Below are 20,162 nucleotides of genomic sequence, written 5' to 3' on the forward strand. Positions count from 1 at the left end.
TGAGCGGACGGCAATAAACCCAACCGGTCACGAGGTCGGCGGGGTGGAGAGAGGTAAGCGCGTCACCACCACCAGCGGCCCGGTTGGGACAGAGACCGTAGCTTGTGACAAATGTCACAAACTGTCAAGGGTGTAAAGAAGAGGCTGTGAAGAACTGTGACGAACGGACCGCTTCCCATCCAGATCGATAATGCGAGAAGTGGTAAACCGCGTTTCCGAGATCCGTTACCCGGTAAACTGCTTCGCGATGTCTACTCCAACTAAATCGCTCCACGCTGTCAGTAACCGGCTGAACACCGGTCCCGGCCGCGGGTAGTCGCGCACGTGTTCGGAGCATGCGAACCGCCTGACCCCGGCCACGCAAAAGCCGGTGCCGGCTAAGAGTAGTTCGGACGGGTCGAGAGCGATTGCGCTTTTTCTGTTGCCTTCGTTTGGCCCGCAAATCTGGCGGAAGTCGAGCGATTCGGTCCGGTGCTTCAGTCCGATTGTGGCGCACAAATCAGCAACTACCTTTGCACTGATACTGTCTTGCACGCGATCCGGTAGTGGGTAGATGACGGTATCGTCCACGACAGCCAAGACGCACGCGATCGCGGTGTCCGCGGTTCCCACGCGATCGAGAACGACCGGCACCGCGCCTGGGGAGTAATATCGGCTTGTGGGGTCGTTTAGTGTTTTGTCCGCGATGTGCCAGAACAACCGGCTACGGTGTTTGATTCGCGGCGGTAGAAGATCGTCCGGGTCGGATGATTGCGTGCCTGCGACCGCGAGCGCCGCGCCCTCAGTGAAGAACCGCCGGTAGCGCGCGAACGGGAGCGGGTACGTCACCATACCGATCGTTGGTGGTCCGTTATTCACTTCGCCCGAGTAGAATCCGAGCGGCCCGGGGGTAGCGAACGTAACTAACTGCAATTCACCGTTCGGGGGGAGCAGAGCCGCGTTGTGCGCGACGAGTTCCTCCGCGGTCGCGGTGAGGTACTCGTCGGTCGCATTGAGCGGAACGAAGCACGCGGCACAGTCGCGCCGGAAGCGTGCGAGGTGATCTGGCCAGCGGAACAGCTTGTGCCGGAAGGTGCGCGCGTTATCCACGATCGTCGCGCCGGACACGAACCCGGCGTCGTGCAGCGGTAGTGCGGCTTCCGTAAACGGCAGGAACCGACCGTTGAGGTAGGCCAGGGGCGTGGTCATTCCTCCGCGTCCTCCGACAACGGGAACGGGACAATTACGTCCGGGCGCGGGTGCGGAAGGTAGTGCTTCGATCCGTGCTTTTGCGCGAGCGACACGTGCTCGTGGTCGACCATACGGTAGTGGCCCGCGGTTGCGTTGGGCGAGCGCGTTTCGATGACGTCACGTGCGAATTTCGTGGGAAGACCGCACGCAATCAGGTACAGCCACAGGATCGTCGGCGAGCGGACTATGCCCGCGACGCAGTGAACGTAAACGTGCGCGTTTGGTGCCGAGGCAAGTTCGTGAAGTGCATCGATCGCCTGCACTGCGGTTGGAAACATCAAGCGGCGGCTATCGGACATTGGTACCCACAGGACGTCTGCGAACGAATCTTTGCCGGCCGAGACGTGACTCGGCCCGTCGGACACGTTCAGGACGTGCGTGACGCCGGCCGCGAGGAGCTTCTGTGCGCGCTCTGGTGATGCGAATGGCCCGACGGAGAGGCACTGGGTGATGCGATACACGGTTACGCGCTCTCCAGTAACACAATGGTGAAGTCGTCTTGGAATTCGCCGGTGAGGGCGAGCCGGGCCGCGCTTTGGAGTTCCGCGATCAGTTCGGTGCCCGATAATCGAGCGGCATAATCCCACACGCGCTCCCACCCTGCGTACTTCCACACGCCGTCCGTGATCGCGAGTAACTTCCAGGGGTTTGTGAGTTTCATCTCGAACGGGACGAAGATTGCATCCCCGCAACCAACCGGCGGATTTTTGTATTGTCGGGAGGTCAGTACGCGCGGTGCTTGATCGCCGCACACCACAACCGCGGCGCTGTCGCCACACGATGCGCCAATAACGCGGTCGGCGCGAACACACAGACCAATAAGCGTCGTGAAGCCGGCCTCGCGATCCTGTGCGACCGCAACGTCGGCGCGAGTCAAGATTTCGACCCAATCGAGCGACTCACCTCGGGTGGCGTGCTGAGCGGCAACATCACACGCAAGTTGCGCGGCCCGTGCTCCGCCGGCGCGTCCGCCCTGCCCGTCGGCGAGGGTCGCGATCCACGCACCTCTATCGGTGGTGGGACAAAGTACGAATGCGTCTTCGTTGACCGCGTGTCCGCCCGCGGCACTGAAGGTATAGGTCTGGATCATCACACCCGGACCGTGAATTGAGGTGAGTCAATTCTAGCCGATTCAGGCGGCCCGAGTGAGTACCGGGGAAGTGATTACGGAATCGATCACGTCAAGAGTGCGGGAAGTTGCCCCTTGTTGTCGATGCACGAGGTCGCGTGCAGTGCTCCCCATCTGTGCGCGCCGGTCGGAATCGGCGATGAGTTTGGCGAGTTCGGTTTCCAGTTCGGTCGCGTCTTTCAACATGACAGCGCCTCCGACTTCGACCAACCGCCGGGCGGCGGCGCGGAAGTTCCAAACGTGCGGCCCGAACACGCACGGCACGCCATACCCGGCTGGTTCGATCATACTTTGACCGCCGCGCTTACCATCGAGACTGCCGCCGGTGAATCCCACGTCCGCTAGCCCCCACGCGGCACCGAGTTCGCCCACCGTGTCGAGCAGCACTACCGCGGGCATTTCAGGCAGTGGGGCTGTGATTCGGCTCCGGCGCACAAACGGGAGCCGTGAGTCTTCGACGAGGCGAGCGACTTCCTCGAAGCGGTCTGGGTGCCGTGGAACCAGGATCAGTCGCAGGTGAGAGAACTGCGCGTGGAGGCGCGCGAAGGCGGTCAGGATGAGTGCTTCTTCGGGCGCGTGCGTGCTGCCCGCGAGGAGAACCAGGGGGGAACCTACCCCCCCGTCCCCCCTCCCTGAAGGGAAGGGGGTGCTGGCGCGCGAAATCGCCGAGAGAGCCCCAATCGCTGAGGCCCTGAAAGTCGGCTCCCCCTTCCCTTCAGGGAGGGGGGACGGGGGGGTAGGTTCCCCAAGCCCGATTGCGCGTCTCAGTGCGCGCGTCTTCGGGGTATCCCGTTCGCCCGCGGCCCCGTCGTACTTGATCGATCCCGTGGTGACGAGTTTCGCGAACGGCACGCCGAGTTGTTGAAGGCGCTCGGTGTATTCGGTTTCTTGAACCGCGAATCGAGTGACGTGTCGGAACAGTATGCGCCGGGCGAAGCCCGCGACGCGCTTCAGGCGCTGGAAACTCCGCGGGCTGAGGCGGGCATTCACCACAACTACTGGCACGTTTCGTGTGCTCGCTGCGGCGAGGAAGTTCGGCCAGAGTTCGCTTTCGGTGAGTACGACGAGGGACGGGTTGACCGCATCGAGAGCGGTCGTAACGGCCCAGGTGAAGTCGAACGGCCACGCGATTACGTCGAGATCTGCGAACTGCTTGCGTGCTTCTGCGAGCCCCGTATCGGTGGTAGACGAAACGACCACGTACCAGTCCGGGTGGCGCTTCCGGAATTTGGGTACGAGCGTACCGAGCAGGTTCACTTCGCCCACGCTGACCGCGTGGAACCACGCGACTGGCTCTTTCGCGCGCGGTGCAATGCGGGCGCGGCCGAGTAGCTTTGCGGTGAGGTTCTGGCGGTAGCGCCCGGTACGTGCCGCGCGCCATATCAGCCACGGTGAGAGGATCGCAAGCGCGAGCAGGTAGACGAGGTTGAGGAGCATTGGGAATCCGTTCCCGGCACTAAATACAGAAGCGTCGGAAAGGATACCTCCTTTCCGACGCGATTCCCATGTCAACTCAACTTACCAGTCTCCGCCCAGTACCTCACCACCTGCCGGGGTAACGGCTGCCCAAAAGGTTTCTGGACTCATTGACGTGCTGAGAGTTCGCACGCTGCCATCGGCTAATGCGACCAGCATCCCGCTGCGGTGGGGTGTTTGGGGAACGGACCAGTCGCACTCGTTTGCGCCCGGCGCGCGCGGGGCTTCCCAACTGTCTTGGAACCAGACCTGCGGCGCGACTTGGAAGATCGCTCCCGGCCGACTCGGGCGCGTGACGATCGGGTCGCCACTCGTGATTGGGTAGACATCTTGCTCGTTCTGTCCTTTAAAGAGAGCCCCGCCGTCCGCGAAGGTCGGTCGGTGGAGCTGGTAACCCGGACGCCCTACCACTTCCCACCACGCATACCTGTACCGCAAGCTGCCACACGAAGCGTAGTGTTCGGCGAATGCAATGGTGTTGCTGTGGCCGTCCGAAAATGCCGTCACCATCCGCGGTTGACCGGCAAACACCTGAGCGTTTCCCGCGTAACTTGTAGCCCCTTTAAGTGGCCCAGAACCTTGATCCGCAGTGAACCCCGGATCGACCGGACTGACGTACACAGGAACGTAGTCCGGTAGAATTTGGGTGGACGCAATGGTAACTTCGAGGTGGGGGAGAAGGGCATTGAACAGAATCGGGCCGCGCTGGGTCGTCGTCATCTGGAGCGGTTCAAACCATACCCGCCGCGGGTTGCCGTCGACTGTCGGTAACTCTTCGTTGTTGGCACTCGCGAAGTTGTGGAGTGCCAAGCTGATCTGGCGGAGATTGTTTACACTCCGCATTCGGGCCGCAGCTTCCCGAACCTTTTGAACTGCCGGTAACAGGAGCCCGATCAAGATCGCTAAGATTGCAATGACGACTAACAACTCTAGCAAAGTAAAGGCGGGCCGACGTTCCATGTCTTCTCTCCCGGAAGGGGTGGCGAACTGCTCATCCGATCAGATTAGAACGCGGTGGTGTTCACATAGAACGCGGGCATGACCACATCTTGAGTGATGTTCTGGTTTGCATTGTTCCTATAAGTGATAGTTACGACAATCATGACAGTTATGTTTCTGTCGAACACAGCTTTCGGATTATTGTCTGCTCAAGACATTGTGGATATACCCAGAACGGTAAGAAAATTAGCCGTGGTCATCGTTAGGGCCGGGGTTGCTTCGTATCCCCCCGGTTGGACAGCCGAAGGCTTGTAAACTTTCGCAACTGCTGAGATCGGCGTCCAGCCAGCCGGGTCTGTTGCGCTCCCCTGTCCGATATCGAAATTCACCTTGCCATTCTGGTTTGGAATATTGACCCAACGAGGGTAGTTGTGATTGTTATTATCTGTGCCTTTGTAAGAGCCCCATGTGAATGGGTTAGCAACGGCGGCGAATGCCTTTTGGGGGCTCGCGCAGGCCATCATGCCAATAGCGATCACCAAGCCAAAGAATCCGATCAGGCGATTGCGAAACATCGACAAATTATCCGAAGATGCAAGGTGCGAGATGTGCAAACCGATGTGAGCCTAACAGTGACCAGGAGTGGCTGTCAAGACAAACTAGAAATTAAAAGAGGCAAGGTGCCTCGACACTTTGCCGAAGCACCCTGCCTCTGAGTTTCGTACCTGACAAAATTACGCGAGCCTGGTTTCCGCGGTACTTACTTCTTGCCCGCTTCCATCTTCATGTGGCAGTTCTTGTACTTCTTGCCGCTACCGCACGGGCACGGGTCGTTGCGGCCTACTTTCTTCCCCTCGTTGCGGATCGGCTCCACCTTCTTGCCTTCGCCGCCCGCGTTCGTTTGTTGCTCGCTCGCGTCAGCCTGTGCCTGACGCGCCTGGGACGCGGAGATTGCTGCTGCGTGCGTGGCGCGGGCGCCGGCCCACAGAGCGGCCTGGGCTTCCTCGTCGCCCATTTCTTCCATGCGGAACACGGACTCCGTCGTGCGGTCGCGGAGCCCCGCCCACATCTTGTCGAATTCCTGCATCCCCTCGCGCTTGTACACGATCTTCGGGTCTTCCTGGGCGTACCCGGCCAGTCCGACGCCGCTGCGCAGGTTGTCCATCACCAACAGGTGCGTCTTCCACGCGCTGTCGATCTGTTCCAGCACCAGTGAGCGCTCCACGGAGTGCATCTCGGGGCGGTACTTCTCGTCATAGGCGTTCAGAATCCCGTGCCGTGCTTCGTCCTGCGTCTTGCCGACGATCCTCGCCGGGTCGAGCGCGAGGCTGAGCTCCCGTTGTGCCCAATCGGTCAATTCCTTCGCGTCTTCCTGCTCGGCCACTTTCGCGCCGGTGTAGATCGATTCGAGCTGCTTGTCGATCTCGCTGACGTCGGCCGTCGGCATCGCCTTCGGCGCGATCTCCGTGAGCTTCTCGCGGAGCCGGGAGCGCGGTTCCGTGCGGAGGAACTCGTCGGTCCAGCCCTCCTCTTCGAGCGACTTGTCGGCGGCCGCGAAGAAGCCGGCTTGGTCGGCGAGCGCGTTCGGCCCGTGCTTGCGGGTGGCGAGGACCGTGCCCAGGCGCCGCGTCGCCCACTGCGCGAGGCCGTCGCGGTCGTACCGCTGTTGCCCCGCCGCGGGCTTATCCGCCATGAAATTCTGCATCGCGACGCGGACCGGGAACTCCACGTCCTTCTGTCGGTAGGTCGCCAGAACCTTGTGGTACAGGTACTCGGTCAGGGCTTCGCCGCTGTGCGGCTGGATCTCCTCGATGGTGACCTTCACGCCGAATTTCTGCCGGCACCACTCGGCCAGGGCGTTCGCGCCGTAGGTGCGCGAAAGGAACCGCTCGCCGTCGGACAGGTTCACGGCCTTTACCGCGGTCTCGGCCTTCTGAACGAGCGCTTCCGCGAGTTTGTCCGCCCCGATCTTCCGCAGATCCTTTTCGGTCAGCTTGAGGTCGTACTTCGCGTTGAGTGCTCGCGTCAGTTCGGACCACTTCCAGTCCTTTTCTTCCTCATCGGGGTTGAGGTTCTCTTCCAGTCGCTCCTGGATGAAGGTCGGCACGTTCGCGATGGCCTGTTCGAGCGCCTGGCGCGAGGCGTCCTCGTATGAGGAGGTGCGGAAGTCGCCGGCCTCGAATTCCATGCCGAGCCGGTTACTGGCGAACTCCGCGAAGCTGGCCGCCCCGTAGTTGTCCGCGAGGAACCGCTCGTTCGCGGCCGCGATCTGGACGCGGATCATGTCGAGGATCATCAGCCGCGGGTTCTTGCCGTCCAGGATCTCCTGGCGCGCGCCGTAGACGCGCTTCCGCTGGAGGTCCATGACCTCGTCGTATTCGAGGAGATTCTTGCGCTGGTCGAAGTGCATCTCCTCGCGCTTTTTTTGTGCCCCCTCGATGCGCCGGCTCACCATCCCGGACTCGATCGCCTCGCCCTCTTCCATACCCAAGCGCGTAAGCACCTTACCGACCCACTCGCCCCCGAAGTGGCGCATCAGTTCGTCCTGGAGCGACAGGTAGAACCGGCTGGAACCGGGGTCGCCCTGGCGCCCGGCGCGCCCGCGCAATTGGTTGTCGATGCGGCGCGAGTCGTGGCGCTCGGTGCCTAGGATGTGCATCCCGCCCATCTCCGCGACCTTGCGCCCCTCCTCTTTCATTTTTTCCTTGGACTCGATCTCGTTGACCGTCGAGGTCCAGACGTCGTTGGGCACTTCGAGGCGCGTCGGGTACAGCGGGCGGTTGTCGGAGTCCTTGAGTTGCTTGAGGCGCGCCCACGCCAGAGTTTCGGCGTTGCCGCCGAGGATGATGTCGGTTCCGCGGCCGGCCATGTTCGTGGAGATGGTCACCGCGCCGATGCGCCCGGCCTGGGCGACGATCTCGGCCTCGCGCCCCACGTTTTCCGGCTTCGCGTTGAGCAGCTCGTGCTTGATGCCCTGGCGCCGGAGCATCTGCGAGAGCTTCTCGCTGCGGTCGACGTCTTTGGTGCCGATCAGGATCGGGCGCCCGGTCTTACTCAGCTCCACCACTTCTTTGACGACCGCGTCCCACTTTTCCTTGTCGGTGCGGTACACGAGATCCTTGTGCTCGATCCGGCGCATCGGCCGGTTGGTCGGGACCGCGACCACGTCGAGCTTGTAGATCTTCCAGAACTCGGTTTCCTCGGTCTTCGCGGTCCCGGTCATCCCGGCGAGTTTCGTGTAGAGCTTGAAGAAATTTTGCAGCGTGACCGTGGCCATCGTCTGCGTTTCTTGCTTGATCTGCACGCCCTCTTTCGGGTGCTTCGCTTCTACTGCTTGGTGCAACCCGTCGGACCACTGGCGCCCGTACATCGCGCGCCCGGTGTGTTCGTCGATGATGACGATGCTGAGTTCGTTGTTCTCCCGCTGGTCGCGGTCGATCATGTAGTGGCGGTCGAGCTGATAGAGGTGGTGCGCCTTCAGCGCGTTGTCCATCAGGTGCGGCCACTCCATGTTACCGGCGGTGTAGAAGCTCTCGACACCGGCCAGCTCTTCCGCCTTGCGCACGCCCGCATCGGTCAGGTGGCAGGTGCGCTCTTTTTCCTTGATCTCGAAGTACACGCCCTTGGGCGGCGGGTTCTGCGGATCGACCTTCGCCGGGTCGACGGGGGTCAGGATCGTGAGGTTGTCGCCCTCGGTTCCCCCCGCCTTAACCGTTCCGGCCGCGATCAGTTCCTTGCGCGCCTTGCGCTCGAGTTCCGTCAGCGCGCGTGTGACCTTGTCCGCCTCGGCGAACCGCTTGGCGTCGGAGAACGCCGGGCCGCTGATGATGAGCGGCGTCCGGGCCTCGTCGACGAGGATGTTGTCCACCTCGTCGATGATAGCGTAGTGGTGCGCGCGCTGGACCTGGCGGTAGTACGGGTGGTACTGCTCGTCGTCGAAGCGCGCGATCTTCATGTTGTCGCGCAGGTAGTCGAACCCGAACTCGGACGCGGTGCCGTAGGTGATGTCGCACTCGTAGGCGCGGCGGCGCGTTTCCGGGTCCATGTCGGACTGGATGTACGCGGCCGAAACGCCCAGTGCGTTGTAAATGGGGAGCATCCACTCGCAGTCGCGGCGCGCGAGGTAGTCGTTCACGGTCACGACGTGAACGCCCCGGTCGTCGAGGGCGTTGAGGTACGCGGCGAGCGTGGCGACGAGCGTTTTGCCCTCACCCGTTTTCATTTCCGCGATGCTGCCCAGTCCGGTGCCGTACCCGTGGAGCACCGCGCCGCCCAGGAGCTGCACGTCGTAGTGCCGCATGTTCTTGGTGCGGCGCGCGGACTCGCGGCACGCGGCGAACGCCTCGGGCAGAATGGAGTCGAGCGTCGCGCCCTTCTTCAGCCGGTCCCGGAACTCCGTGCTGAGCGCCTTCAACTGGTCGTCGGTGAGCGCCTGCATCTTGGGTTCGAGTTCGTTCACCCGCGCGAGGGCCGAGCCGGGGATAACGGTGTGTGTCTCCGCGTTCCGGGGCCGGACGTAACCGATGCTCTTGATCCGGCGCTCGTCGGTCGAACCGCCCAACATGCGGGAGATGGCGCGCACGCACCCCTCAACGAAGGCGTTGAACCGGTCGCCCAGGCGCTCGAAGATGGTCGGTTCGAGGCCCGCTTGCGCTGTCGCCATTGTCAAACTCCCATAGCGTGAATGCCCGCGCCGGGCTGCGCGTCGCTCCGGTGCCCGCGGACCCCGCCAGACTCCCAATCTAAGAAGCGTGGAAAAATGGGTCAATACGGACCGCTCGCGCTGTCGGCAGAACCGACACAATCGGCGCGGGCGGAGCTAATTGTAATGGGACGAAAAAGCCGCCGGACATCGCCGGCGGCGGGTAAGTTGTGCGAAGCGCGGATCAGAACAACGGGTCGGGATAGTGGATTTCGACCAGCGGGTGCCCGGGTTTGGTGGCATCAAACTCTAACGTGATCAATGTACGGGGCGGTGCGGGGCCGATCACCTTAGTGTGCCGGATCGGGCGCACCGTGGAGAGAGGCTCGAGATCAGCCTCGTATGCCGTGTGATACGTGATCCGTCCGCCTGCCACCATTGCGGGGTGAACGTCGCTGGAAACAGGTGCACCGACAAGTCCCTCGACTTCGATACGGGTCATTCCCGGTTTGAGTTTTGGTAGAACTTGGGCCGTTCCTTGCGGTGATGGCTTTGCGTACTCAAATTCCGGCGGAGCCGGGAACCGTTTCGTCAAAAAAGCAGTTCCCACCGGAAAAGGGGCAGCTTCAGTCGACTCGGAGTTCGGTTTGCGAAGATCCAAGCCGATCCACACCACAAACACGAGTACGAGCGCGCCGAGCGCAGTGATCGGGTGTCGTTTCAGGAACTGGAGAGGTCGCATATCCAGCCCTCGGGCAAAAGGTTACGGGGCGTTTGCGGCGGTAGTGCTTATTGTTCGTTAGTGGTGCGGTGTCATTTACTCCGCCGCACAATTTCACACCACTCTCTACACAATTACTTGTCCCGAACCGCTCCGTTGGTCGGAAAATTTTCTCAGTTGTAAGCGATTTTAGTTTACCAAGGGGCGTGCGCGAACAACAGCCGAATCGCCCACCGGGGCGATTCGGTGTCATCTCGTTGACGCCGGTGCCCTTATTTTTTTTCGCGCGGGGAGAATTTTTCAGACAAATCGTTCTCAGGCCACTGTTTCACGGTCCCGGCGGTGGCGTGCATTAACTCGTCGATCAGCGCGGACGGTTGCTGCCCCTCGGCGGTCGCGTCAGTGTTAAATAACACCGCCCAGTTTAACCCGTCCCACCGGCGGACGAGGAGCGAGCTGGTCCCGGGGATCAGCCCGTTGTGCCACGTGTTGGCTTTGCCCGTCTTACCCACGGGCCGCACGCTCCACCCGCAGCCGTAATAAGCGTCCCGGGGGTGTTTGTCGGAATCAAACCCCGCGTCACCGTCGGGCCGCGCCCACATTTCGGTGATCGCCTTTGTGGAGAGCACCGGGGATTTCTTGCCGTAATCGAATGCGGCCGCGAACCGCACCAGGTCGATCGCCGACCCGATCCATCCACCGTGCGCCTCGTACCCTTCAATATTGTCTGCGCCGTCCGGCCGCGGTACCTGATCGCCGGCGCGCGGCGCGTACAGGCACCGTCCGGTGCGCTTCTTCGAGTCGTAGTAGCACACCTCGCCCTTCGCGCGCTTTTCCGGTACCCCGCGCCCCAACGACATGCCCCGAGCGCCCGCCGGCGCGAGAATGTTTTTTTGGACCCACGCCTCGTACTTCTGGCCCGTGACGGCCTCGATCACGCGCCCGAGGACGAGGTAGCCGAGGTTCGAGTAGACCATCTTGCTGCCGGGGGCGAAGTCGAGCGGGCGCCCCAACATGTATCGCACGATGTCGTTCGGAGCCGGTGCCTCGGTCGGGAGCTTCATCTCGCGGGCGATCCGGCACGGGGTCGCGATCGGATCGAACCCGCCCTGCTTGTCGCGGTCCCAGCCGCCGGTGTGCTGGAGGCACTGCCGGACGGTGATTTTCGCCCACCGCTCATCGACTTTCGCCCCGCCGGGCAGAAACGGGTCGAGCTTCACGTACTTGAGCACCGGATCATCAAACTTCACTTTGCCCTGTTCAGCGAGTGCCGCGACCGCGGCGCCGGTAATCGGCTTGGAAACGCTCGCGATGCGAAAGGGGGCGTCGGGCTGAACTTCGACCTTCTTCGCGACTTTGGCGTACCCGAACCCGCGAGCATAGACGAGTTTTCCGGCCCGCGTGATCGCGACCGAGGCGCCGGGGATCTTGTGATCGGTAATGAAGTCCGCGAACAGGCTGTCGAACGGGGCGAGGTTCTCGTTAGCGGTCCCCGTCATGGGGACGTCTGGGGTTTGGGCAAGTGAGGGGCTGAGGCCCCCCGTTGCAATGAGCGCAGTGGAGGCGAGAAACGAACGGCGCGAGAAATGGTGCATAGTGTTCCGGAATCCCAGTGCGAGAAGGTGATTGGGCCGAAAACAAAAGACCTGATCGGGACCGAAAGAGATTGTGAGTGTAAAGGTCGCTCGTCGAGTCTTCGAGCGTGCTCTTATGTGCGTCGGATCTGTGGAGGTCCAAGATACATGGAGTCGCGCTCATGGCCACGCAAATGTGAGAGCGTTTTCGAGTATTCATCGATCAGTAACGAAACCTCCACCGCAGCCGAAAATGGTTTCGTGTGTCGTGTCATCGAGATGCGCTCGGTTCGGGCGCCGAGATCGAAACGGGAGCGCTGCGGAAATTTTCTTTGTTCAAGTGCGCGCGTATCGAGGAGCATATCGGGGCGGCATCTTTGGCCGGTTCGATATCTGCAAACTCCCGTTGTTTCTCTCTCGCGTTTGGCCACAATGGGGGTTAGAATCTCTCCCACTTGCCGAGAAAACGCTCGCACCCGTCCCGCGGTCGATACTGTCGTTTTTCCTCTTGGCTGTCTGTTTCCGCTGCACTCGGCTCCGATCCGGGTGCCCGGTTCCTGTTACGAGAGTAGAGTTTCCGCATGTCTGATCCTCGCAACAGCGCGCTGGGCGTGCTGGAGATGCACCCACGGGGGCACGGGTTCCTCCGTAACCCCGCCAAGAACTACACCCCTACGCCGAACGACGCCTATGTTCCGGGGCCGCTCATCAACAAGCTGAACCTCGCCGAGGGGGTGATGCTCGGCGGCACGCTCGAACCGCCGCGGCGCGGGTCGGGTCCGCGGCTTGCGACCGTCACCGAGATCGAGGGCGCGGACCCGAAGCTGTTCCGCCGCCGCGCCTGGGACGAACTCACCCCCGTCGACCCTACGAAGTGGCTCCGGCTCGAGACCGGTCCGGAACCGCTCACCACGCGCGTGATGGACATGTTCACGCCGATCGGGATGGGGCAGCGCGGGCTGATCGTGGCCCCGCCGCGCTCGGGCAAGACGGTTCTCCTCACGCACATCGCGCAGGCGGTCATCGCCAATCACCCGAACGTTCACCTCATGATCCTGCTCGTGGACGAACGGCCCGAAGAGGTCACGGACATCAAGCGGAACATCGTCCGCAAGGCGACCGAGGCCGGTTCTACGACCCCGCCGCCGGTCGAGGTGATCGCGTCCAGTTCCGACCAGAACACCGCGAACCACACCCGGCTCGCGGAACTCGTGGTGGAACGCGCCAAGCGCCTGACCGAGCAGGGCAAGGACTCTCTCGTGCTGCTCGATAGCCTGACTCGGTTGGCCCGCGCGTACAACAAGACGGCCGGCAGCGGGCGCACGATGAGCGGCGGCGTGGACAGCAAGGCGCTTGACGTGCCGAAGCGCCTGTTCGGCGCGGCCCGCGCGTTCGAGGAGGGCGGTACTCTCACCATCCTGGGCACCGCGCTCATCGAGACCGGTAGTCGTATGGACGAGGTGATTTTCCAGGAATTCAAGGGCACCGGGAACATGGAACTGGTGCTGAACCGGGCGCTGGCCGAGCGCCGCGTGTACCCCGCGATCGACCTCGGGGCGTCCGGGACGCGGAAGGAAGAGCGGCTCCTGCCGGCAGAGACGCTAGATCAGATCACGCTCCTGCGCCGCAGCCTCATGCAGCAGAAACCGGTCGAGGCGATGGAGGGCCTAGTCACGCGGCTAGCGAAGACCAAATCCAACTCCGAGTTTCTCATGCAGATGGGCAAAATGGGACGCTGATGCGGGCCAGATATTGATCGGCATTTGAATTGGATTTTCGTTCAATGTTGCATCAGTTTTTCCCGATCCGTTAGCGTGTTTCGGCTAACAAATGCTAACGTTGTACCCCATCGTATCCGCACTGTGGGATCTCTCGCAGTGCGGATCTCCTTATTTTTCAGACGGTTAGGATCGGTGGCTAACAAACGCTAACCTTTCGGGTTGGCTTCCCTGTGTGGTCACCGAGAGCCACCGACTTGGGACTCGGCACGCTCGTCGTGTTGTTGTGGGTCCGTGATTACGCGGGCGCCACCGTAAAGGCAACTCTCCAGAATATTAACATTCGTATACTATATCCGCAACACGAAATCTGTGACAGCCACGAATACTGCTGACTCAGGCGAGCACCCATTGGAACCCAATTGAACCGGTCCAATGCCCTCTCGCCTCCTGCTTTAGTCGCTCAACTTAAACCTTGACTCAATTGGCGACAGGGGCAGCGGTTACGTATTCGCTGGTGGTGTTTTGTCGCGCCCGTCCAAACTTCCCATTTCCCCACTCTTTCTAACCCGCTGCCGTTCCCGATCGGTCCGCGAAAGGTTACGCTAACTGTTCCCGTAATCACCTCCACCCGGAGGACTGTCGATATGGCTTCGCCAAGCGACCCGGACGAGGTCGAGCCGACGTTATTGCCGGGCGCTGCGCCACAAGGTGCCCGCGCGGAAGCGCCGGTTGCCGCTATTACGCCGCCCCCAACGTTTCAGGGGGCCCCGGACGCGACGCTCGCGCACCCCGTGACGATCGACGCCGACGCGACGCTCGATTCCGCCGCAGAGCCGGCCGCCCGAGGGGACACGAACAACGACGTGGACGTGACCCAAGTCGCGAGCGCGCGTTCAGCCCCGGACGCCGGTACGGTGATCGGCTCGAACGTCGCGGAACCCGGGGCGACGCTACCGTCACCCCCGGGCCGCACCGTCGCGTCGGGCGCGATCTCCGGTGGGATTTCTGGCGACCTGTCGCACGACACTGCACCCATTTCCGTGTCCACCGGACCGAGCGTACCGAGCCTCGCGCCGCAAATGAGCGGCACAATGGTCGGCCGGTTCGCGCTTCGGGGGTTGCACGCGAGCGGCGGGTTGGGCGAGGTCTTCACCGCGCGCGACACCGAGCTGAACCGCGAGGTCGCGGTCAAGCGCATCAAGTCGCGCTACGCCGACGACCCGGGCAGCCGGCGCCGGTTCTTGACGGAAGCCGAACTCACGGCTCGCCTCGATCACCCCGGCGTGGTGCCCGTCTTCGGCCTCGTAAACGACGCACGCGGGCGCCCCGTTTACGCGATGCGGTTCATCCGCGGTGAAACGCTCAAAGACGAAATCGATCGTTACTACGGTACGAACGCGGCTAAGGGATCGGGGGCCGAAAAGACCGAGAAAACCGAGAAGGGCGAACCAAAGTCGGCCGAACCCAGCGCAACTCCGGCACCCGAGACGAGCGAAAAAGACGTTCCGCGCACGGTCGCGTTCCGGAACCTGTTGTCGCGCTTCGTTTACGTGTGTAAGGCCATTGCTTACGCGCACGACAAGGGGATCATTCACCGCGACATCAAGCCGGCGAACGTGATGGTCGGCAAGTTCGGTGAAGTGCTCGTGGTGGACTGGGGACTGGCGAAGTCGCTCTCCGACGGTCCCGATTTTGACCGCATCATGCGGGCGAACGCCGAGGCCGGGTTCCGCCACGACCCGGAAGCGACCGATCTCCCGTCGCACATGACGATGGCCGGGACCGCCGTGGGTACACCCTCGTACATGCCGCCCGAACAGGCGGCCGGGGAACTCGACAAGGTCGGCCCGCGTGCGGACGTGTACTCGCTCGGCGCCACGCTGTTCGTCATCCTCGCCGGCCGCGCGCCGTTTGTGGGGAAGAGCGCGCTGGAGACGATCGAACTCGTGCGGCGCGGTACGTTCGATCCGCCGGGTGCGGTGAACGCCGAGTGCCCGAAACCACTCGACGCGATTTGCCGCAAGGCGATGGCGCTGAACCAGAACGACCGCTACGCGACCGCGCTGGACTTGGCGGCCGATGTGGAGCGGTGGCTCTCCGACGAACCGGTGAGCGCCTACCGCGATCCACTCACCGCTCGTCTCGCGCGCTGGGCGCGCCGGCACCCGGCCCGGATCGCGACCGGGGTATCGCTACTCATCGCCGGCGTACTTGCGGCGGGGGGGATCGCTTGGGCCGTGAACGAGGGGCGCAAGAGCACGCAGAAGGCGCTCGACCTCGTGACCGAGAAGGAAAAGGAAACGGCCGCGGAACGCGATAAGGTGACCGCGCAGGAGAAAGAGACGGCCAAAGCGCTCGTGCAGGTCACCAAGGAGAAGGAAAAGACTGAGGCCGAGAAGGTCCGCGTTGGACTCGCACGAGACGTGGCCCGGTCGCGTTATGAGAAGGCGGTCGATGCGTACAACACGCTCGTTCACGACATCGACAAGAAGCTCGCCGACCGCGCCGGGATGCAGGCGATTCGGAAGACGCTGCTGCTGAACGCGACCGATGGCCTCAGGAAGCTCATTGAGGGTAAGGTCGAGGGCGACATCGGGGCCGACCGCACGCTGGTTTCCGCGCACCGACAAATGGGCGAGGTGTACCAGCTCGTGGGCGAAACGACACAGGCGCGCGAGCAGTTCCTGGAAGCGGTGAAGGTTGCCCGGGACGTGAAGCGTTTAGCCGCAGAGACGAGCGACGCGCGCACCCCGGAGGCACGCGCGACCGATCTCCGCGCCGCGGACCGCGACCTCGCCCGGTCGCTCGACAAGTTGGCGGGCATTCACGTCCAGGCCGGTGATACGAAGTCCGCGCTCGGTGCGATCAACGAAGCAGTCACCATCTTCGAGGCTCTGGCCGCGGACAAGACCGACGCCGTTGCCCAACAAGACCTCGCCGCTGCTCTTGCCCGCCGGTCGCAGATCCTCAAAGAACGCGGCGAAATCGGCAACGCGGTAGAAGACTGTCAGCGTGCTCTGGGTACCCGCAAGGAACTGTCCGAGCAACTGCCTGCGAGCCTCGATCGCCAGCGCGACTTCGCGGACAGCCTCGACGCACTCGCGGGCTTGCAACTCCACACCGGGGATACGGTTGGTGCCAACGAGAGCGCGGTGCGGTGCCTGAAGTTGCGGGGCGAACTCGCCTCCCAATTCCCCCGCGATCGGGCCGACGTTCGTCGCGAGATCGCGGACGCGCACGCCCGATTGGGTGAGGTTCACTTTGACCGCGCGCTAATGAGTGCGGCCGCCAAGGATTACGACGACGGGGTTCGGGTTCTCGATGAGTTGATCGCACTCGACCCGCAGAACGCGAGCGCCGCCGCCGGTCGCGCGCTCTTGTGGGGCCGGCTCGGGTACGTCCAAATTCGCACCGGCGATTTAGCGGCAGCCCTTACGAACACCAAAAAGGGAAAGGAAGCGTGCCTGGCGCTCGAAGCGATCGACTCCAAATCGGCGAAGGCTCAACGCGACCTCGCGCTTGCGCGCCAGCGCCACGGCGACGCCCTTCTCGCTAACGGCTACACCAAGGACGCTTTGGCGGAGTACGAGGCATCGTTTGCGTCCCTGAAGGCGCTCCAGGAACTCGACACCGAGAGCGCCGCGGCCCGGTTCCAGCTTGCACACGGTTGGGAGTACATCGGCGATTGCAAACTCGCTCTCAAAGACCCCAAGGGGGCCGTAATCGCGTTTCAGAAGGGCACGGGAATTCTTGAGGAATTGGGCGGCAAAGACGAGGGGTGCGCGACCGTGAAACGCGCCCTCGCGGTGACCCTGTACAAACAGGCGGACGCACACTGCGCGGAGGGGAAACCCGTACCGGCCAACAAGCTCGCGAGCCGGTCTACGAAAATGCTCGTGGACCTCGCCGCCGCCAACCCGGGTAGCGCGCAGGCGCAGCGCGACATCGCTCTGGCTTACGGCAAATGGGGCCAAGTGCTCGCCAACGACGGCCACCCCACGGGCGCCCTCATCGTGTGGCAGAGTTCGCTGGACCGGTTCCAGAAACTCGCGCGGCTCGACGAGAAGAACTTCCAAGCGAAGGAAGAAGAGGCCACCGCGTGGGAGCGGCTCGCCGGGTTCTATGCGACCCTCGGCAACGGCCCCCAGGCGCTCGCGTCCGCGCGCAGTGCGATCACGCTGTGGCTCGCGCTCAAGGGTAACGCGGACACGCGCACTAAGGCCGGCCAGCGCCGGCTCGCGCTCGCACTGATCCGGTGCGGCGACATCAACGCCGAAATACGGCAACTGTCCACCGCGAAGGACTGGTACGAGCAGGCTTTGAGCGAAGTGCAGCGGATGAAAGACGATCCACTGCTCGGCCCGGTCGCCCAGCTCGCGAACGAGAAGCTCGTGTTTCTGGAGGCGGTGAAGGTCGGTCTGAGCAACCCTCAGAATCTCGCCGACAAGAAATACGACGCCACGCGGATCATGGCGCTACGGATGGTCGCGACGCTCGAAGTGCGTGCGGATCACCCGCCCGAGGCCGCCAACGTCGCCTACGAATTGGAGCGCTATGCGAAGGCCCCGGAGGATCTGTTCGCGGTCGCACACACATTCGCAGGGTGCGCCGCCGCGTCCCGGGGAACCGATTCGGCCAAGACCAGTGACGCGAAGAAAGCCGTGACCGCACTGCGAAAGGCGATCGACGCGGGCTTCCGCGACGCGGACGCACTCACTACCCCGGAGTGGGAGGCGGTCAACCGGCGCGATCCGGACTTCGCCAAAGTACGCGAGGCCCTCATTCAACAACGCAGCGCCACGAAGAACTGACCCGTTTTGGGTCAGGACTTCGACCCGCATCCCAGAAAATCATTCAATCGTTCGCTTCGGTCTTCCCTTTTTTCGCCCGCTTCGGTATTCCGCGGGCCATGAGGCCGCGCCCCCACTCGACTCGTGTCGCCTTTCGCTGGGCGGTGTGCGTATCAGTCGCCATTCACGTTGCCGTTGCAGGCGTGCTTTTCGTTCTGTTGCGTTCCGACGAGCATAAAACACGCGAAGTCGCGATCGACACTCGCACACTGGCTGATCCGGACGTGCGGATGAGCTTCGTCGAAGATGTTGTCGGTGTCGAAGTTTCACCACAACTCACCCCTCCAACACCACCAGCGTTCACACCACCCAGCATTCCTCCCGAGGTCGGCGCCACAAAGCCTGAGCCACCCCGCGCTCCACAACCGCCTGAAGCTCCGACCAGTACGAGCGTGACTCCGACGACACCGGCCGGGCTGTTCAAAGCGGTTGTGCCCAAAACACTTCCGCCGGAACTGATTGCGATGATCCACAAGCCGGGGGCAATCACGCACTCAGCGCCTGCCGCCGTTTCACCGCCCGTGCGCGACCCGAACGTTAAACCCGCGGGTGGCACGAACGGAACGAAGCTCAGCGCGCTCGCCGCACGCGCGATGCACGGCGCACTTCGGGACAGTCAGACGGTGGTGTACGTTCTCGATATTTCGGGCAGCATGGGAGCCACGGGCAAGTTCGAGGCGGCTCGCGCTGCACTCGTCGCCACGCTCAAACAGCAGCCCGCGACCGTCCGGTTCCAGGTCATCGTGTACGACAGCAGTGCCTATCCGCTTCTCGCGTCTAACGGTAGCGCCTTGCCCGCGACCGAGGCGAACATTCGCGCCGCGACTACGGCGCTCGCGGCACTGGAGCCGCGTGGGAAGAGTAATCACCTCGTGGCCGTGCGTGCGGCGCTCGGTATCGGCCCCGATTTTATTGTGCTGCTCACGGACGCGGACGATCTGACCGCACGCACGCTCAAACCGGTGCTGTCGTCGGTTTCCAAAGCGCCGCCGGTATGTGTCGGACTTGTGACCCCCGAGGGCGTACAACAGCCACGCGAGTTGAAATAACGGAGGCGACATGCCGAGCACGCTCGTTTCGTGGCCGCGCCCGCACTTCGCGCCGGGGGGCGGTGACCCGTTCTTGTTCTTCGTGGTGTTCGGTAACTTCGATCTGAACAAGTCGTTCAGCGTGTCGAGGTACCGTTCGCGCGGGCCGGGCGAGTGGTTGGAAGTGGTCCGGGTGAACCGCGCCGAAGCCCCGGACGAGGCCGCGGAGTACCAGTCCGGTCCGCTGTGGGAACAGATCCGGCGCGACGCCCCGGTTACGGTCGCGGAAGCGGAACGCGCGCCGCACACGGTCGTTGTTCGCGGTACGATGACGGACCCGAACACGCTCGACTACTTCCGCGACGCGATCGGCCTCGTGTCGTGGTTGATCGATTGCGGCGGCACGTCGATCTACGACCCGCAGCGCTTGTGGTTGTGGTCGGCCGACGAGTGGCGGGATGAAGTGGTCGCGCCGGGCGAACCGCAACCGCTGGCCCACACCGTGATTCTGGTATCCGACGACGAGAAGCCCGAAACGACGTGGCTCCACACTCGCGGGATGCGGCAGTACGGGCGCCCGGACCTGAGCGTGCGCGGTGTCGGCTCACTGTACCTCGACGCGGTCACGGAGCTGATCGAACGCTTCACCGCGTTTCAGGCGCTCGGCGGTGTGATCCGCGAGGGCGAAGCGATCCGGATGGATGCCCTCCCGCCGGGCGGCGTGTGCCACCCACGCGGGAGCCTCGAAGACCCGGATTTCAACAACTTCCACGTCGCGATCGAGTGGGCGAACGGCGCGATCGGTGATTGATTCGAGCAAACGTTTTGACAGGATTAACAAGATCGACAGGA

Annotated in this window: 13 protein-coding genes; 4 read left to right on the top strand and 9 right to left on the bottom strand. The window is 62.9% G+C overall.

The annotated features are described in order from the left end of the window. Window positions 1-225: 225 nt before the first annotated feature. The 9 genes from VT84_RS37780 to VT84_RS37820 form a co-directional block, all read right to left on the bottom strand. The gene (locus VT84_RS37780) at window positions 226-1,188 is read right to left on the bottom strand and encodes an aminotransferase class IV (RefSeq protein WP_082843178.1); all 963 of its coding nucleotides are present in this window, start codon (window positions 1,186-1,188) and stop codon (window positions 226-228) included. Further along, window positions 1,185-1,691 (bottom strand): dual specificity protein phosphatase family protein, encoded by a 507-nt coding sequence (locus tag VT84_RS37785; RefSeq protein WP_162271975.1) that lies wholly within the window; start codon window positions 1,689-1,691, stop codon window positions 1,185-1,187. The genes VT84_RS37780 and VT84_RS37785 overlap by 4 nt, the downstream gene beginning before the upstream one ends. Window positions 1,692-1,693: 2 nt before the next feature. Next, window positions 1,694-2,320, bottom strand: coding sequence for a SpoIIE family protein phosphatase (locus VT84_RS37790; protein ID WP_082843180.1), 627 nt, complete (start codon window positions 2,318-2,320; stop codon window positions 1,694-1,696). Window positions 2,321-2,362: 42 nt separating this feature from the next. Continuing rightward, the gene (locus VT84_RS41590; RefSeq protein WP_239465613.1) at window positions 2,363-3,796 is read right to left on the bottom strand and encodes a 3-deoxy-D-manno-octulosonic acid transferase; all 1,434 of its coding nucleotides are present in this window, start codon (window positions 3,794-3,796) and stop codon (window positions 2,363-2,365) included. An 81-nt stretch (window positions 3,797-3,877) separates the two neighbouring features. Next, on the bottom strand, window positions 3,878-4,795 hold the full coding sequence (locus VT84_RS37805) for a DUF1559 domain-containing protein (RefSeq protein ID WP_052549387.1): 918 nt from the start codon (window positions 4,793-4,795) through the stop codon (window positions 3,878-3,880). A 188-nt stretch (window positions 4,796-4,983) separates the two neighbouring features. After that, on the bottom strand, window positions 4,984-5,349 hold the full coding sequence (locus VT84_RS39385; protein WP_157470308.1) for a hypothetical protein: 366 nt from the start codon (window positions 5,347-5,349) through the stop codon (window positions 4,984-4,986). Window positions 5,350-5,534: 185 nt separating this feature from the next. Further along, entirely contained in the window at window positions 5,535-9,437 is a 3,903-nt protein-coding gene (secA, locus tag VT84_RS37810; RefSeq protein ID WP_082843181.1) for a preprotein translocase subunit SecA, read from the bottom strand. 223 nt (window positions 9,438-9,660) lie between these two features. Beyond that, on the bottom strand, window positions 9,661-10,158 hold the full coding sequence (locus VT84_RS37815) for a hypothetical protein (protein ID WP_052549381.1): 498 nt from the start codon (window positions 10,156-10,158) through the stop codon (window positions 9,661-9,663). A gap of 251 nt (window positions 10,159-10,409) precedes the next feature. Further along, entirely contained in the window at window positions 10,410-11,636 is a 1,227-nt protein-coding gene (locus tag VT84_RS37820; RefSeq protein WP_239465616.1) for a serine hydrolase domain-containing protein, read from the bottom strand. 656 nt (window positions 11,637-12,292) lie between these two features. Between VT84_RS37820 and rho the strand changes: the two genes are divergently transcribed. The 4 genes from rho to VT84_RS37840 all read left to right on the top strand — a co-directional run bounded on the left by rho (window position 12,293) and on the right by VT84_RS37840 (window position 20,121). Next, entirely contained in the window at window positions 12,293-13,450 is a 1,158-nt protein-coding gene (gene rho / locus VT84_RS37825) for a transcription termination factor Rho (protein ID WP_052549377.1), read from the top strand. Window positions 13,451-14,076: 626 nt separating this feature from the next. Then, window positions 14,077-18,243, top strand: coding sequence for a protein kinase domain-containing protein (locus VT84_RS37830; RefSeq protein WP_082843183.1), 4,167 nt, complete (start codon window positions 14,077-14,079; stop codon window positions 18,241-18,243). Between the two features lie 431 nt (window positions 18,244-18,674). Next, window positions 18,675-19,331: a VWA domain-containing protein gene (locus VT84_RS37835; RefSeq protein WP_157470311.1), complete on the top strand. Its 657-nt coding sequence runs from the start codon at window positions 18,675-18,677 to the stop codon at window positions 19,329-19,331. Between the two features lie 10 nt (window positions 19,332-19,341). Continuing rightward, window positions 19,342-20,121 carry a hypothetical protein gene (locus VT84_RS37840; RefSeq protein WP_052549371.1) on the top strand — a complete coding sequence of 260 codons (780 nt, stop codon included), beginning with the start codon at window positions 19,342-19,344 and terminating at the stop codon, window positions 20,119-20,121. Window positions 20,122-20,162: the final 41 nt, after the last annotated feature.

The organism is Gemmata sp. SH-PL17 (assembly GCF_001610855.1).
Lineage (GTDB): Bacteria > Planctomycetota > Planctomycetia > Gemmatales > Gemmataceae > Gemmata > Gemmata massiliana.

Bases quoted from the DNA above. Each gene is read 5' to 3' on its own strand.
- VT84_RS37780 (WP_082843178.1), bottom strand. From the start codon at position 1,188: ATGACCACGCCCCTGGCCTACCTCAACGGTCGGTTCCTGCCGTTTACG.
- VT84_RS37790 (WP_082843180.1), bottom strand. From the start codon at position 2,320: ATGATCCAGACCTATACCTTCAGTGCCGCGGGCGGACACGCGGTCAAC.
- VT84_RS41590 (WP_239465613.1), bottom strand. From the start codon at position 3,796: ATGCTCCTCAACCTCGTCTACCTGCTCGCGCTTGCGATCCTCTCACCG.
- VT84_RS37805 (WP_052549387.1), bottom strand. From the start codon at position 4,795: ATGGAACGTCGGCCCGCCTTTACTTTGCTAGAGTTGTTAGTCGTCATT.
- VT84_RS39385 (WP_157470308.1), bottom strand. From the start codon at position 5,349: ATGTTTCGCAATCGCCTGATCGGATTCTTTGGCTTGGTGATCGCTATT.
- secA (WP_082843181.1), bottom strand. From the start codon at position 9,437: ATGGCGACAGCGCAAGCGGGCCTCGAACCGACCATCTTCGAGCGCCTG.
- VT84_RS37815 (WP_052549381.1), bottom strand. From the start codon at position 10,158: ATGCGACCTCTCCAGTTCCTGAAACGACACCCGATCACTGCGCTCGGC.
- VT84_RS37820 (WP_239465616.1), bottom strand. From the start codon at position 11,636: ATGACGGGGACCGCTAACGAGAACCTCGCCCCGTTCGACAGCCTGTTC.
- rho (WP_052549377.1), top strand. From the start codon at position 12,293: ATGTCTGATCCTCGCAACAGCGCGCTGGGCGTGCTGGAGATGCACCCA.
- VT84_RS37830 (WP_082843183.1), top strand. From the start codon at position 14,077: ATGGCTTCGCCAAGCGACCCGGACGAGGTCGAGCCGACGTTATTGCCG.
- VT84_RS37840 (WP_052549371.1), top strand. From the start codon at position 19,342: ATGCCGAGCACGCTCGTTTCGTGGCCGCGCCCGCACTTCGCGCCGGGG.